The 14377-nt window shown below is 40.1% G+C and carries 12 protein-coding genes; 10 read left to right on the top strand and 2 right to left on the bottom strand.

The features are described from left to right. The first annotated feature begins 143 nt into the window (after positions 1-143). The 5 genes from H8700_RS01130 to nth all read left to right on the top strand — a co-directional run bounded on the left by H8700_RS01130 (position 144) and on the right by nth (position 5163). Positions 144-1715, top strand: coding sequence for a PIG-L family deacetylase (locus tag H8700_RS01130; RefSeq protein ID WP_249302383.1), 1572 nt, complete (start codon positions 144-146; stop codon positions 1713-1715). Positions 1716-1844: 129 nt separating this feature from the next. Continuing rightward, positions 1845-2180 carry a GNAT family acetyltransferase gene (locus H8700_RS01125; protein ID WP_249302381.1) on the top strand — a complete coding sequence of 112 codons (336 nt, stop codon included), beginning with the start codon at positions 1845-1847 and terminating at the stop codon, positions 2178-2180. Positions 2181-2268: 88 nt separating this feature from the next. Continuing rightward, on the top strand, positions 2269-2499 hold the full coding sequence (locus H8700_RS01120) for a hypothetical protein (protein WP_249302379.1): 231 nt from the start codon (positions 2269-2271) through the stop codon (positions 2497-2499). 18 nt (positions 2500-2517) lie between these two features. Further along, entirely contained in the window at positions 2518-4449 is a 1932-nt protein-coding gene (locus tag H8700_RS01115) for a B12-binding domain-containing radical SAM protein (protein WP_249302376.1), read from the top strand. A 66-nt stretch (positions 4450-4515) separates the two neighbouring features. Beyond that, a complete protein-coding gene (gene nth, locus H8700_RS01110) occupies positions 4516-5163 on the top strand; it encodes an endonuclease III (protein ID WP_249302374.1) in 648 nt (215 codons plus the stop codon). A gap of 105 nt (positions 5164-5268) precedes the next feature. Here nth and H8700_RS01105 read toward each other — a convergent pair whose 3' ends face one another. Further along, positions 5269-5877: a tetratricopeptide repeat protein gene (locus H8700_RS01105; protein ID WP_249302372.1), complete on the bottom strand. Its 609-nt coding sequence runs from the start codon at positions 5875-5877 to the stop codon at positions 5269-5271. Positions 5878-6303: 426 nt separating this feature from the next. Between H8700_RS01105 and H8700_RS01100 the strand changes: the two genes are divergently transcribed. The 5 genes from H8700_RS01100 to trmL are packed head-to-tail and all read left to right on the top strand — an operon-like array spanning position 6304 to position 11090. Beyond that, positions 6304-7860, top strand: a complete 1557-nt coding sequence (locus H8700_RS01100) for a VanW family protein (protein WP_249302370.1) — start codon at positions 6304-6306, stop codon at positions 7858-7860. A 33-nt stretch (positions 7861-7893) separates the two neighbouring features. Then, complete coding sequence (locus tag H8700_RS01095) at positions 7894-8880, top strand: AIR synthase family protein (RefSeq protein WP_249302368.1); 987 nt, start codon at positions 7894-7896, stop codon at positions 8878-8880. A 41-nt stretch (positions 8881-8921) separates the two neighbouring features. Then, the gene (locus H8700_RS01090; protein WP_249302366.1) at positions 8922-9407 is read left to right on the top strand and encodes an Lrp/AsnC family transcriptional regulator; all 486 of its coding nucleotides are present in this window, start codon (positions 8922-8924) and stop codon (positions 9405-9407) included. Beyond that, on the top strand, positions 9404-10564 hold the full coding sequence (locus H8700_RS01085) for an aminotransferase class I/II-fold pyridoxal phosphate-dependent enzyme (RefSeq protein WP_249302364.1): 1161 nt from the start codon (positions 9404-9406) through the stop codon (positions 10562-10564). Before H8700_RS01090 ends, H8700_RS01085 begins: the two co-directional genes overlap by 4 nt. Positions 10565-10583: 19 nt before the next feature. After that, positions 10584-11090: a tRNA (uridine(34)/cytosine(34)/5-carboxymethylaminomethyluridine(34)-2'-O)-methyltransferase TrmL gene (gene trmL / locus H8700_RS01080; RefSeq protein WP_249302362.1), complete on the top strand. Its 507-nt coding sequence runs from the start codon at positions 10584-10586 to the stop codon at positions 11088-11090. 203 nt (positions 11091-11293) lie between these two features. On the opposite strand, the gene H8700_RS01075 is transcribed toward trmL, so the two are convergent. Beyond that, complete coding sequence (locus tag H8700_RS01075; protein WP_249302360.1) at positions 11294-14362, bottom strand: hypothetical protein; 3069 nt, start codon at positions 14360-14362, stop codon at positions 11294-11296. Between the last annotated feature and the right edge of the window lie 15 nt (positions 14363-14377).

The following is a 14377-nucleotide window of genomic DNA, read 5'->3' as shown; positions in this document are numbered from 1 at the left end:
GTAAAACAATAGGAAACGATCAAGGTGTCAGATCGTTTTGGATGAAAGATAGCAGAGAATTCGTCAGAATTATGAAAAAGGAAAGATATGCTCCGTAAAAAGAGCGTATGATAAAAGAAAACGGGAAAGAGGGTTCATTTATTATGAAACGCAGCAGAAAGTTTTTGTTTGTGCTTGCCTGTCTGCTCTTTGTCATGGCAGCCGGCATGTGCAGTATTGCACCGGAAAAAGCCACAGCAAAAAGTGCAGCCAAAACAGTAAAAGGTAAAAGCAGCAAAAAATGGGTAAAGGTCAATGGCAATTACCGTTACAAGGCAGGAAAGCATTTTGTTAGGAAGAAATTAAAAAAAATAGAAGGCAAATATTATTATTTTAATGCAAAAGGAAATTGCCGCAAGGGCTGGACTAAAGTAAAAAAGAAAAAATATTATTTTAACAAAAAAGATGGTGCAGCGTTGACAGGTAAGCAAAAAATCGGAAAAAACTTTTATATCTTTTCGAATAAAGGTGTATTGCAAAAGGATAAAGAAAGTTATGATTTCGAGAATGCGACCTATGCCATTGCGGCAAATGGAAAATTAAAGACAGGTTTTGTCAAAGAAAATGATGTGATCCGATATTTTAATCCACAAAATGCCATGCAGGTAAAGTCAGATTTTGTGTTGCATCATGCAACGTATCTGGTTGATCAGAATGGCACAATGCGCACTGGCTTGCAAATATACCAGGGACGGACAATCTATTGCAATCCTGACGGTAAATGGCTCAAAGGCGTGTTGATAAAAACAGAAGATGCAAACTATTATGCCGATAAACAGGGATACTTAGTTACAGGACTCTATCAGATCAGCCATGCAACTTACTTTTTTGATATCGATCATACGATGCGTACCGGAGTCGTTCGTATAGATGGAAACTTATATTTCTTTGAACAGGATGGAAAACGTGTTGAAAACAGCTGGATACAGACAGAAAGTGCACGTTATTATGCCGGAACAAATGGTATCTTAAAGAGAAATTGCTGGTTTGCAAAACAATTCTTTGATAACAATGGATGTGTGGCTCAAGATGCCGTTTTACCGGATGCTGCAACAAAAGGACAGATCAGTACCAAGATCCTTGATGCGCTGGGGGCATATAAAGCAACAAAGCTGATGGTTGTTGCACATCCTGATGATGAAACGTTATGGGGTGGTGCCCATTTATCTGAGGGCGGTTATCTCGTTGTATGCATGACACATGGAAATGACGGAAAACGCAGAAAAGAGTTTGAAAATATTATTAAAGCGTCAGGAAACATCGGTTTAATGCTTACGTATCCTGATGAGATCAACGGTGTCCGTTCAGACTGGTCAGAACAAAGAGCCGGAATGATGAAGGATCTGGATACGGTATTACGTTATAAGAGCTGGTCATTGGTCGCAACACATAATCCGGAAGGTGAATACGGTCATATGCAGCATAAGCTGACAGATCGTATCACAACACAGGCATATTACCGTGTGTATCCTGATGGCAGATTGTATTATTTTGGAAGGCATTATAGTGTGAAGGGATTAGCACAGATTGCCGCAACGCTTCCGAGAGTGTCAGAAGAAGCCTATCAGGCGAAAGAAAGTTATTTAAGGCTGTATGTCTCACAGGCAAAATGTGTCTCAGAACATGATCATATGTCTCCGTATGAGAACTGGGTTCTTGCATCACAGTGGGAATAAAGGAGATACAAAGGCTGGGTTCTTTTATACCGGAGCGGGAATAAAGAAGAGCCAAAAGCTGTATTGTTGGCATTACAGTGGAAAAAGCAGATTGCAAGTATTCTTTTGAGAGGAGAGGAAGGAGCAGCTATGAGTAATGTAGAAGAACGGTTTCGTGATCCGAAATTCTTATATGATATCAAATCATTTTATGACAAAGGAGCTGTTTTAAAAGCCAGTTTTCAAGGGATGCGTTATCAGGTTGAGCGTGTAGTGGCAGACGAAGAGAAACATTTGAAAGCAACAATCTGGCCGGAGCCTTTCTGTTTTGAAAAGACGGCAGATGAGAAGAAAGAAAGCAAAGAGTTTGCATATTCCGATGAAGGACTGCTTGCATTGCACCAATGGCTTTGCGATAGTTATGATACAAAAAAAGAAAAATGGGAGCATGCCAGAGATTTTCCGCTCGATGGAATCATGTCATAACAACTGATCAGAGTGGAAAATAAAACAGAAGCAATGCGATGGTATTTTTGAAAAAACAGAGTTTCGTTGCTGTCAGAAAGAGGTTATTATGGGAAAAACATGGTTAGTAGAAGGGTTTTGCCCGGTTGATCACTATCATTGTCTTATGCCGGTGGAATATGAAGCGGTAGAGGAAAACGGAGTAGTGCAGGAATATAAAAAAAGTAAAATGGTATGCCGGCATTCTCTTAGCGGACAATGTGAACAAAAAGAAGATTGTACGTTTTTTAAGGATGCACCGGAAGTTTTAGAAAAGAATGCAAACTGGTATGAGCCATAAGAAGAAATGAGGAAGATCATGAAAGCAGTTTTAGTTGCGTTGAATGCAAAATATATTCATTCCAATTTAGGAGTGTATTGTCTGTATGCATATAGCAGGAAGAAAGGAATTTCATCCGATGAACTTGTGTATCGTGAGTTTACGATCAATCAGGAAATGGATGATATATTGGGAGCGTTATACAAAGAAAAGCCGGATTTGATCGGCTTTTCGTGCTATATATGGAATATAGAAGAGATCAAAGAGATGGCACGTGAACTACACAAGATCCTGCCGGATACCGCAATCTGGTTTGGCGGACCGGAAGTCAGTTATGATGCCGGCAAAGTTTTAGAACAAAATCCGTATCTGTCTGGTGTCTTTGTCGGAGAGGGAGAAGTGTCCTTTTATGAAGTGCTGCGTTATTATCAAAAGAAAGAAGCAAATCAGGTGTTATTGCCCCAAAAAGAAGAGTGGGCAAAAAAGGAACAGACAGAGCAGACGAACGATCAGAAAAAGAGCAATGCACAAAAGAATGATTCTATAAAAACATTGGAACAGATAGAAGGGATTGCATATCGTAAGCAGAGTGGAAAAGAAGATACAGAGGCACAGAAATTCATAAAATCATCAGATAATGCATCGGAAAAGACAGAGATCATCATTACAAAAGCAAGACCGTGTATGTCTCTGGATGACGTTGTCTTTCCGTACCATGATATGAAAGATCTCAAAAACCGGATCGTTTATTATGAGACAAGCAGAGGCTGTCCGTACGGCTGTAGTTATTGCTTATCTTCCGTAGAGAAAAATGTCCGTTTTCGCAGTATGGAACTAGTCAAAAAAGAATTGCAATTTTTCCTCGATCAAAAAGTTCCGCAGGTGAAGTTTGTGGACAGAACATTTAATTGCAATGAAAAACATACAATGGAAATCTGGCAGTATATTAAGGAACATGATAATGGCATTACGAATTTTCATTTTGAATTATCGGCAGATATTCTGACGAAAAAAGAAATTGAATATGTCCATACATTCCGTGATGGGTTAGTACAGTTTGAGATCGGTGTGCAATCAACCAATCCCGATACGATTCAGGCAATTCATCGCAAAATGGATCTTGACCGCTTAAAAGAAAATGTAGCAATGGTACATCAGGAAAGAAATATTCACCAGCATCTGGATCTGATCGCGGGGCTGCCTTATGAAGATTTGCAAAGTTTTCACAGGTCGTTTAATGATGTATATGCGATGCAGCCGGATCAGTTGCAACTGGGCTTTTTAAAAGTATTAAAAGGTTCTCCGATGCACCGGATGGCAAAAGAGTATGGCATTCAATATCACTCAAAACCGCCTTATGAAGTATTGTCTACGACATGGCTTCCTTACGAAGATGTCCGTACTTTGAAGGGAATTGAAGAAGTGGTGGAGCGGTATTATAACAGCTTGCAATTTGAAAGCAGTTTACACTATTTAGTGGAGCAGGAACAGGATGCATTTGTGTTTTTTGAAAAGCTTGCACTGTTCTTTACGCAAAACGGTTACTTTAACGTGAAACAGTCAAGAATGCAAAACTATGAGATTTTATATGCTTTTGCAAAAAAAGAACAGCGGAATGTGGATATTGTAAAGGAATTGTTGATCTATGATCTGTATGCAAGGGAAAATGTGAAAAAAGAACCGGATTTCTTAGAAAATCGGATGCTGACAGAAGAAAAGAAAGAGAAACTCCGGGCCTTTTACCAATCAGAAGCACAAAGAGAAAAATATCTTCCTGATTATCCGGATTATAATTGGAAACAGGTCATGCGTATGACACATATGGAATGGTTCTCTTATGATATTGTACAGTATTTACAGGATGGAATTTTGCATGAGAAAAAGACACTCGTATTGTTTGATTATCAAAAGAGGAACCCTTTGAGTTATCAGGCAAAAGTGCAAATTGTACGAGAACAGGTAACCGAATAAAGAAATCCGGCCGAAAGGATTCATTTTGAAAAGATACCGGGAGTACATTTTTATAAAGGAGTTTTTATGGCAAAGAGAATGACAGTAAAAGAGAAAGAAAGAGTAGCAAGGATTCTGGCATTGTTAGACAAAGAATACGGAACAGATTACCGTTGTTATCTGGAGCATGACAGTGCATGGCAGCTTTTAATCGCAACGATGTTAAGTGCACAATGTACAGATGCCAGAGTCAATATTGTTACAAAGGATCTTTTTGTGAAATATCCTTCGATCGAGGCATTTGCAAAAGCTGATCGGGAAGAGTTAGAGCAGGATATCCGTTCTACGGGCTTTTACCGTAACAAAGCAAAGAATATCATTGCGTGCTGTCAGAAGTTATTGCTGGAATTTCATGGGGAAGTACCAAGTGATCTGGAATCATTGACATCGCTTGCCGGTGTTGGCAGAAAGACCGCAAATGTGATACGTGGCAATATTTTTAATGAACCAAGTATTGTCGTAGATACCCATGTCAAAAGAATTTCAAGAAAACTTGGACTGACAAAAGAAAAAGATCCGGAAAAGATTGAATATGATCTGATGCATGTACTGCCAAAGGATCATTGGATCTTATGGAATATCCATATTATCACATTGGGACGTACCATCTGTACGGCACGCAGTCCGCAATGTGAGACATGCTTTTTGAAAGACGAATGTCCTGCTGCAAAATAAAAGGCAGAAATCTGATTTTATATTTCACTTAGCAGGAATCTGCAGGAGCTATAAAAGGACAGATTTTAACAGATAGTGCCGGGAAAGGAATTATAATCGGTAGAATTAGGATTCCAGTTTCAATAGTTTTAATTTGCGGATCAGCGAATCCTTTAATGCCATATCGGATGAAGCTGCTTTTGCGATCAATTCATCGACTTTTTCTTCCTTACCCTGTTGTAAGTAGATCTGTGCTAATATCGTATATACATGAGAAATGTCACTGCCGATACGGAGAGAAAGTTCCATGACTTTTTGGGCACGGTCAGGATCGTCATGCTCATACAGATAGCGTCCCCAATTGCTTAATGCGCGGATAAAATACAGATAATTCTGATCACAGTTTGACAATTCCTCGAGATTTACAACACCATATTTTTCCTTCAGATCGGTATTCGAATAGGCAGAAAGGTTTAACATCTTACGATGGGAACAGTCTTTTAATTGTTGTATTAAGTCTGCTTCTTCGTCATTTGCAGGTGTTTTTAACATCAGTTCATTGTCATCGACCGTCAGATATTCTAAGTTGGTAATATCTTTTTTGCGGGCAAAGTTTGCCTGTTCTTCACGCTCCCAATATTGAGCGTTTTGTATGTTGGTTTCCTTGTTTGCTTTTTTTATCTTGACGCGAAACCAGATAACGAATACAATAATGCATATGAGAAAGATTGGCATATGGCTTCTCCTTTCGAATGAAGTATCTTTTGTAATAATGATAGGAGGCATAAGGATGAACTTTTTTAATCGTAAAAACCAAAAGAGAATTGCAACAGCAATCTGTATCCTGGTTATCGTAGCTATGGTTGTACCGATTGTACTGGGAGCTATGTAAGAATAAAAATCCTGTAAAGGCAACGTATTGACGTTGCCTTTTTTATAGAATAGGAAACTGCTCGTACAGTGGTGGTACACATAGCAAAGCGCGGGCTTTGCACTTTTTTATGGAATAGGAAAATATTCATCGCCTTTGTTATATATTTTACACGAAATTTGTAGGAATTTGAAGAGAAAGTTTGACTTGCGAAAATAAGGTGGTATGTTAGAATAAAAGTTATGATAAAAATGAGTATATGGAAATAGAACAGGGGGGTCATAAAAAAGATGACAGACAAGAATAAGAAACTAAGTATTGCCTTTTTTATAGGATGTTTGTTGATTCTGTGTATTGCCGGAGGGGTTGTGATCGGGACAAGAGGTGGATTTGGCAACGGAAAGAAGATGGCAGATGGCATATCGATCAGTGGATTAGATGTATCGGGTATGACAAAAGCGGATGCACAAAAAGAGCTGGACGGCTATATGCAATATCTGATGAACCGTACTGTAAAGATTGCAGTCGATGATCAGACGGTAACAGCTCAGGCCTCTGATCTTGGATACCGGTGTGAAGATAAAAATGTGATCGAAAAAGCATTTGAAGTAGGAAAAAAGGGAAACGTTTTTCAACGCATGAAAGAAATACAGGATATCGGAAAAGATAAAAAAGATTTTGCCTTAACGCTCAAGGTAGACGAAAAGGTTCTTCGAAAATATCTTGAAGAGAATTGTGTCAAATATGATATTAATAAGAAAGATGCGAAATTAAAACTTGTAAACGGTAAATTCAAAGCGACAAATTCGCGCAACGGACGAAAGCTTCAGATTGAGGATACGATTGCCGTGATCAAACATGCATTATTAAAAGATACGAAAAAGCAGGAATTACAGGTGACAGCAGTTGTCAAGATAACAAAAGCAAAATACACCAAAAAACAGGTTGAAAAATGCAAGGATCTGCTCGGAAGTTTTTCAACCGATTATTCAACATCAACCGCAGCAAGAGCGAACAATGTTCGGACAGCCGCAAATTATATCAATGGAACCGTTCTTTATCCGGGCGAAACATTTTCTGTTGTTAAAGTGATCAAAGACCGTACCGTGGCAAATGGTTATCAGGCTGCTGCCGAATATTCGAGCGGAAATGTAGTAGAAGGAATCGGAGGTGGTGTATGCCAGGTTTCAACCACATTATATAATGCTGTTTTAAAAGCGGAATTAGAAATCGTGGAACGTTCTCCGCATTCCATGGTAGTTAGTTATGTGCCGGTATCAAGAGATGCAGCGATTGCCGGTGACTACAAAGATATGAAGTTTAAAAATAATATGAAAGTGCCGGTCTATATTGCGGCTTCGGCACAGGGAGGCATTCTGTCATTCCGTATCTATGGAGAAGAGACCAGAGCAAATAACCGAAAGATAGAATATAAGTCACAGATTATAGAAACGATACAGCCCGGAGCAGCAGTAGAGACCGTTGATAAGACGAAAGCTGCTTCGTATCGCATGGTAACACAGTCGGCTCATGTCGGCTATAAAGCAAAACTTTGGAAGATTGTAACTGTTGATGGCAAAAGAACCGATAAGATTCTGATCAACAGCAGTTCGTATGCAGCAGAGCCGGAGCATATCACAGTCGGCAGCAGCACTTCATCATCTCCTGCACCGTCTGCAGCGGCAAAAGCTTCTGCATCACCGTCGGCATCTGCCAAGACAAAAGCAAAAGCGACAGCTAAGCCGAAAGCGGCAGCAACAAAAAGACCGGTTGTGACTAAGAAGCCAACAGCAACCAAAAAGCCTGCTGCGACGAAGAGTGCAACAACTGCAAAAAATACACAATAAAAAAGAGATAAGAGATTTAGCAGGAGGAAAATTATGCAAATCGGTAAAGTACCTGAGAATATATTAAAACGGTCTGTTTTTAAGCAGATCCATCATAGAAGACCTGAAGTTCTTTTACATCCGGGAGTGGGAGAGGACTGCAGTGCGGTAGAAGCAGGAGAAGGAGAAGTGCTTGTCTTTTCCGTGGATCCAATCACGGCAACAGAAAAAGGAATGGGGACATTTGCTGTGCATGTAACAGCAAATGATATTGCTTCTTCCGGAGCAGAACCGGTTGGAATTATGACAAGTATCATTCTGCCGCCCAGAAAGAGAGAGAAATATCTTAGAGAATTGATGGGCGAGATCGAGGCAGCCTGCCGCGAATTAGAGATTGAGATCATGGGTGGTCATACAGAGATTTCTAATGTTGTCAACCAGCCGGTTGTTACGGTAACAGGTGTGGGGAAAGTCAAAAAAGAAAAGTTAGTATCGACCGGTGGTTTACAGGTTGGAGATGATCTGGTTTTGACAAAATGGGCAGGTTTAGAAGGAACAGCAATCATTGCTGCCCAAAAAAGAGAAAAACTGTTAGAAACATTGCCGGAGGAACTTGTAGATACAGCAGCGGACTTTTATCAATATCTTTCGGTCGTACCGGAAGCAAAGATTGCGGTAGAAACCGGTGTCAGTGCGATGCATGATGTGACAGAAGGAGGGATTTTTGGCGCATTGTGGGAGATTGGAGCAGCGGCAGATCTCGGAATCAGCGCAGATCTGACTAAAATTCCGATCCGGCAGGAAACGATTGAAGTGTGCGAAGTATTTGGTATCAATCCCTATCAGATGATGTCGAGTGGATCGATGTTAATTGGATGTGCGAAAGGTAATCTTTTAGTGGACCGGTTAAAGGAATCCGGTATTCCTGCCGCCGTGATCGGCCGCGCAACAGATTCGAATGACAGAGTGATCACCAATGGTGAAGAGACACGTTTCTTAGAACCTGCAGGAAGTGATGAGTTATATAAGATTTATGAATAAATCGTCTTTGGAAAAGTATAAAAGCAGAAATGAGGATTACAATGAAAAAACAGATATTAGATGCGATTCAGAAAAACGGTCGTTATTCAACAGAAGATCTGGCTGCAATGCTTGCAACCGATGAAGAGACGATCAAAAAAGAGATCAAAGAAATGGAAGATGCCAATGTGATCTGTGGTTATCCGACGCTGATCAACTGGGATCAGACAGATTGTGAACTGGTAACTGCCCTGATAGAAGTAAAAGTAACACCACAGCGGAATATGGGATTTAATAAAGTGGCAGAAAGAATCTACCGTTTTGAAGAAGTAGAAAGTGTATATCTGATGTCCGGCGGCTTTGATCTGACAGTGGTGATTCAAGGGAAAAGCATGAAAGAAGTGGCAAGATTTGTATCAGAGAAATTGTCAACGTTAGAATCCGTGAACAGTACATCAACATATTTTGTACTGAAAAAATATAAAGAACATGGTCTTATTATGACAGATGAGAAGCATGAGTCAGAAAGGATGTTAATTACGCCATGAGAAATCCACTATCCGATAAGATTGTTTCAATTGAACCATCCGGTATCCGTAAATTCTTTGATATTGTAAATGAAATGAAAGATGCAATTTCTCTTGGTGTCGGAGAACCGGATTTTGATACACCATGGCATATCAGAGAAGAGGGAATCTATTCTTTGGAACGCGGAAGAACTTTCTACACCTCAAATGCCGGATTAAAAGAACTAAAAGAAGAGATTGCAGCATATTTAGATCGAAGATTTGACCTGCCATATGATCCGGGTCATGAGATTGTTGTGACGATCGGAGGAAGCGAAGCGATCGATGCAGCGTTTCGTGCCATGCTAAATCCCGGAGATGAAGTATTACTGCCACAGCCAAGCTATGTATCATATGAGCCGTGTATTGTTCTGGCAGATGGCGTGCCTGTTCCGATCGCATTGCGTGAGGAAGATGGATTTAAACTGACAAAAGAGCTGTTATTGGGTGCGATCACAGATAAGACAAAAATTCTTGTCATGCCTTTTCCGAATAATCCGACCGGTGCGATCATGACAAAAGAAGACTTAGAAGAGATTGTCGATGTGATCATTGAAAAAGACCTTTTTGTAATTTCGGATGAAATCTATTCGGAATTAACATATGGCAGTAATCATGTATCGATCGCATCTTTTCCGGGAATGAAAGAACGAACGATCGTGATCAATGGGTTTTCAAAGTCGTATGCGATGACAGGATGGCGGCTTGGTTATGCCTGTGGACCGCGGGTGATCATGGATCAGATCTTAAAGATTCATCAATATGCGATCATGTGTGCACCGACGACAAGTCAGTATGCGGCAGTCTCTGCTTTAAAAAAAGGGGATGCTGACGTGGAACGGATGCGTACTGCTTATAACCAGCGACGCAATTATCTGATGCGACGGTTTGACAAAATGGGCTTGCAATGTTTTGAGCCATTTGGTGCATTTTATGTATTTCCATCGATTAAAGAGTTTGGATTGACTTCGGAAGAATTTGCGACACGTCTTTTGCAACAGGAAAAAGTAGCGGTTGTTCCGGGAATTGCATTTGGAACGTCAGGGGAAGGTTATGTGCGAATTTCCTATGCATATTCGATCGAAGATCTAAAAGAAGCATTAGAGCGTGTAGAACATTTTATTAACAGGCTTCGTTAAAAAGAAAAGAGGATGAAAGATGATAAATATTGTACTTCTTGAGCCGGAAATGCCGGCAAATACCGGAAATATAGGGAGAACCTGCTGTGCAACCGGAACACGCCTTCATTTGATCGAACCGATGGGATTTAAGATCAATGATAAGATGTTAAAAAGAGCAGGACTGGATTACTGGGATAAGTTAGATGTAACCGTTTATGATTGCCTGGATGATTTTTTTGAGAAAAATCCCGATGCAGTCGGTAATATGTATATGGCAACGACAAAAGCAAAGCATAAATATTCAGATGTCAGCTTTTCAAAAGATGCCTATATCATGTTTGGAAAAGAAAGTGCGGGCATACCGGAAGAGATTCTTGTAGAGTATGAACACACAGCAATCCGTATTCCGATGAATCAGGATATCCGTTCGCTGAATTTATCGAATTCGGTTGCGATCATTTTGTATGAAGCACTCAGACAGAATGACTTTTTCTCTATGCAGACGGAAGGCAATCTTCATAGATTGCATTGGAACGAAGAGTAGAAAATTTTCAAATCCTGCATATTGGAAAGGGAAAAGAAAAATTCCATAGCTTGCATGTTAGAAGAAGAAAGAAGCACAAATCAGAAAAAAGCTCTCTGGAATGTGATAAACATTTCAGAGAGCTTTTTTCTGATTCTTATGTATTAAATCGAAGGATTCGTATTCGTTCCGGTTTTGTCACGCATAGAATCTATAGCGTTATACTAGTATGTTAATTCTACTCTTGTGACATTGTCTACCATTTTTTCGGAATCAAAATCATCATTGGAGATCACAGCGTATTCAATTACATCAGGTGCAACAGCACGGTAATAAATGCCGGCTCCTTCCTTTGCCTGTTCTAAACGGCAGTTCTTCTTATAGACCTCATAGATACTTAATGTTCCGCTTGCTGCTTCTGAGCGTGGAGAATAGTAGATTGCAAAATCCTGTGTCGATGCGTCACATAGGAATGTCCATTTGTTGTATGGAAGAGAAGGATCTGATATCATCTGGAAATTGTTTTTCTTTTTGTATCCGATATAGAAACGGAAACGAATATCAGAAGTATTCTTTTCGACATCCTGCGTATGCGGCATGATCACTTTGATACGTCCGCCCGGACGGCCTTCTAAAAGACCAAAAGCAACACCGGTCTTTCCGTTTGGCTTTGTGATCGTTGAAAGCACTTCTTCTTCGCTTAATACAGAAAGTGCAGGATCGTTTGTATCGCTGACACTCTGGATCAGATCCTCAATATCGGTGACACTCTGTACTAATGATTCGATACTTGCCTGTGGTTTGTTTGCTGCCTGCTGCTTTTTAACGGCTTCAATGCCGGAGATCGGATTCTCTTTCTTAGCCGTTGCATTAGGAAGCGGAGAACCGAGAGCAGGATGCAGACAGAAGAAATCATCAGTGATACCCGGATACGTTTTCTGAAGATCTCTTGCATATGTCTTCATATATGTCTCAAAAAGCTCCGTTAAGATGGCTGAACGGCTGCTGTTTCCGGCAAGAAAAATGTGTACATTATGGATCTCTTTGCCAAGATGATCCCCAAACGTAGCTTTCAGGCATTCAAAGAAATTTGCAATTCCGAGTTCAATACGTTTATGCAGCAGCTTATCAAGAATTGCCATATTGACATTTAATTCATAATTCAGCTTTTGCTCTCCTGAACGTGTAAACAAAGAAAGGACAATTTTTCCGGATTGATATAAAGAATGGTAATTGTCTTCGCGTTCCCAGAAAGGACGGAGTTTTTCCATCAACTGGCGTGTGTTTAACTTTGCTTCCTGTGAAGTAGAAAGCAACGATTCGCTTCCCGGGAATGGATGGCATTCCGGTGGGAGGGAGAATGTGATCCCGTCTTCACGCAGTTTGTTCTGGTTTAAACGGAACACTTCAAAAGCCATAAGCTGTAATAAGTTTTCACCACCAAGATACTGATCGCCGCCACTGCCGTAGCATTCTAAGACATAATCATAACGGCGGCTTTCCTGTTCAAGCGGAAGATGCCAATGACCAAAGTCAAAGTCAGTCGTGCCACCGCCAAAGTCGAAGATACCGTAATAAACTTCTTTTGTATCATCTTCCAGATCAAAATGATACTGCTCTAATGCACAGATCGCGTAAGCTGCAGGCTCGGAAATACCTTTTACCACACGGAAATGTTTCATGATCTCTTCATTGTGCAGAATTGAATCAGGAAGTGACTTTTTAATACCGCGACGGAAACTTTCGATGACTTTATCACAGATCGGCTGTTCAAATGTAACAGGGAACGAAAGTAAATAGTTCAAAAAGATACCATTGTTCATATTGTTGATATATAAACCGATATAGTATGCATAAATTTCGATTGGGTTAAAATCGGTCTCCGTGATCTCGCTGAACGGAGGTAAAGAAATATCATTTCCGGATTTGTCTTTCAGGCGGAGCTGCTTTTTCTGACTGCCGGCCCATTGTTTTATTTCATTAAAGAAAGCATAATAATCGTTGCTTGTGCTGTTGATCATACTGCCGACAGCGCTATGTGAGATTGTAAGATCCTCCCATAAGGTATCAGGGCGGCCATCTTTCTGGCGATACATTTTCATGAAATGATCGAGATTGATCAATTCCATAACCGTTGGGTTTTCGTATTGTTTAAGATCGGCTTTCTTAGAATAATGGCTTGTTCCGATTCGCATCGGGATAATATGTTCCGTGTTATCCTGATAGACCACAACCGTGCTTTTTGTACCAAAATCAATTCCGATAATGCCATCTGCATTAATATCGGCAGCCGGGTTTCTTGCGATCAATGGAGTATGGATTTTTGCAGTATATGGTGACTGGTAATGTTCATCCTGCCATAAGCCCCAATGACCACGGTTTGGATCAGTCAGGATATTTTCATCATAACGTTCAAAGTCGGCACGAAGAGCATCGCAGGATAAAAGATGTTCCTTGACAAGTTCGATCGTACTGTCTGACAGCTGATCAAGAGCGATTGTCTTTTTTCGTGCATCGTATAAGAAAGAATTCCGGTAGGTGTCATCTGTGATCAAAGCCGTATCGCCCTGTAAGACACTTTGCATAATGATATCTTCCTGTATGACAATGCGGTCACCGGTCCATGTAAAACAATTTTCATTTGCCTGAAACAGAGATAATACATGGGCATATAAAGCGGTAAGATCTTCCGGTAAAGAATCCGGGATCAAATCATTTTTTAACCAGAAATAAATCGTTTTGGCTGCACAAATGGTTTCGCTGTCCATGCCGTTCAGACGATACAGCGGGATATGATAGGAATTTGCTTTGGAAAATCCGTTCCAACGTTTGGTATGGATTCCGTCAGCATGTAATGCTTTGTGGAAATCCATTACAGTAAAATAACTGTCTGCCAGATATTCCGGACAGTATTCATAAAGAATATCAAATTTACCGGCAAATGCTTTTTTAAATTCGTTCGCTGTCATTAATGTTCCGGTATATTCCTCAAACTCATCCTGAAAAGTGACCGGATCATAGGCATGGTTTAACGGACATGAACCGATTGGAAATGTGCTTAGATCAGGGAACAAAGCAACAATGCTGTTATTATATAAAACATTTTTATTTTCAATATAGAACCAGTCTGTCTTTTTTAAATAGTCTTCAATAAAAGATGTCAGATTGTCAAAAAAAGTGTTTAACATTTCTGTCTGTTTGTGGATCAGATTAGGGATATGTTCCTCCACTACATCATGAAATAAATTCTCGCTGATCGCAATGTTGTCTACTTGCTTGGTAGATAGTATCATAAGTAACCTCCTTCA

The sequence above is a fragment of the Jutongia hominis genome, assembly GCF_014384965.1.
Lineage (GTDB): Bacteria > Bacillota > Clostridia > Lachnospirales > Lachnospiraceae > Butyribacter > Butyribacter hominis.
Note: the sequence above shows the minus strand (reverse complement) of the source record. Positions and strands in the feature narration are given on the sequence as shown.

What these genes read in the sequence shown, in the direction of transcription:
- H8700_RS01130 (WP_249302383.1), top strand. Translation starts at nt 144, where the DNA reads ATGAAACGCAGCAGAAAGTTTTTGTTTGTGCTTGCCTGTCTGCTCTTT.
- H8700_RS01125 (WP_249302381.1), top strand. Translation starts at nt 1,845, where the DNA reads ATGAGTAATGTAGAAGAACGGTTTCGTGATCCGAAATTCTTATATGAT.
- H8700_RS01120 (WP_249302379.1), top strand. Translation starts at nt 2,269, where the DNA reads ATGGGAAAAACATGGTTAGTAGAAGGGTTTTGCCCGGTTGATCACTAT.
- H8700_RS01115 (WP_249302376.1), top strand. Translation starts at nt 2,518, where the DNA reads ATGAAAGCAGTTTTAGTTGCGTTGAATGCAAAATATATTCATTCCAAT.
- nth (WP_249302374.1), top strand. Translation starts at nt 4,516, where the DNA reads ATGGCAAAGAGAATGACAGTAAAAGAGAAAGAAAGAGTAGCAAGGATT.
- H8700_RS01105 (WP_249302372.1), bottom strand. Translation starts at nt 5,877, where the DNA reads ATGCCAATCTTTCTCATATGCATTATTGTATTCGTTATCTGGTTTCGC.
- H8700_RS01100 (WP_249302370.1), top strand. Translation starts at nt 6,304, where the DNA reads ATGACAGACAAGAATAAGAAACTAAGTATTGCCTTTTTTATAGGATGT.
- H8700_RS01095 (WP_249302368.1), top strand. Translation starts at nt 7,894, where the DNA reads ATGCAAATCGGTAAAGTACCTGAGAATATATTAAAACGGTCTGTTTTT.
- H8700_RS01090 (WP_249302366.1), top strand. Translation starts at nt 8,922, where the DNA reads ATGAAAAAACAGATATTAGATGCGATTCAGAAAAACGGTCGTTATTCA.
- H8700_RS01085 (WP_249302364.1), top strand. Translation starts at nt 9,404, where the DNA reads ATGAGAAATCCACTATCCGATAAGATTGTTTCAATTGAACCATCCGGT.
- trmL (WP_249302362.1), top strand. Translation starts at nt 10,584, where the DNA reads ATGATAAATATTGTACTTCTTGAGCCGGAAATGCCGGCAAATACCGGA.
- H8700_RS01075 (WP_249302360.1), bottom strand. Translation starts at nt 14,362, where the DNA reads ATGATACTATCTACCAAGCAAGTAGACAACATTGCGATCAGCGAGAAT.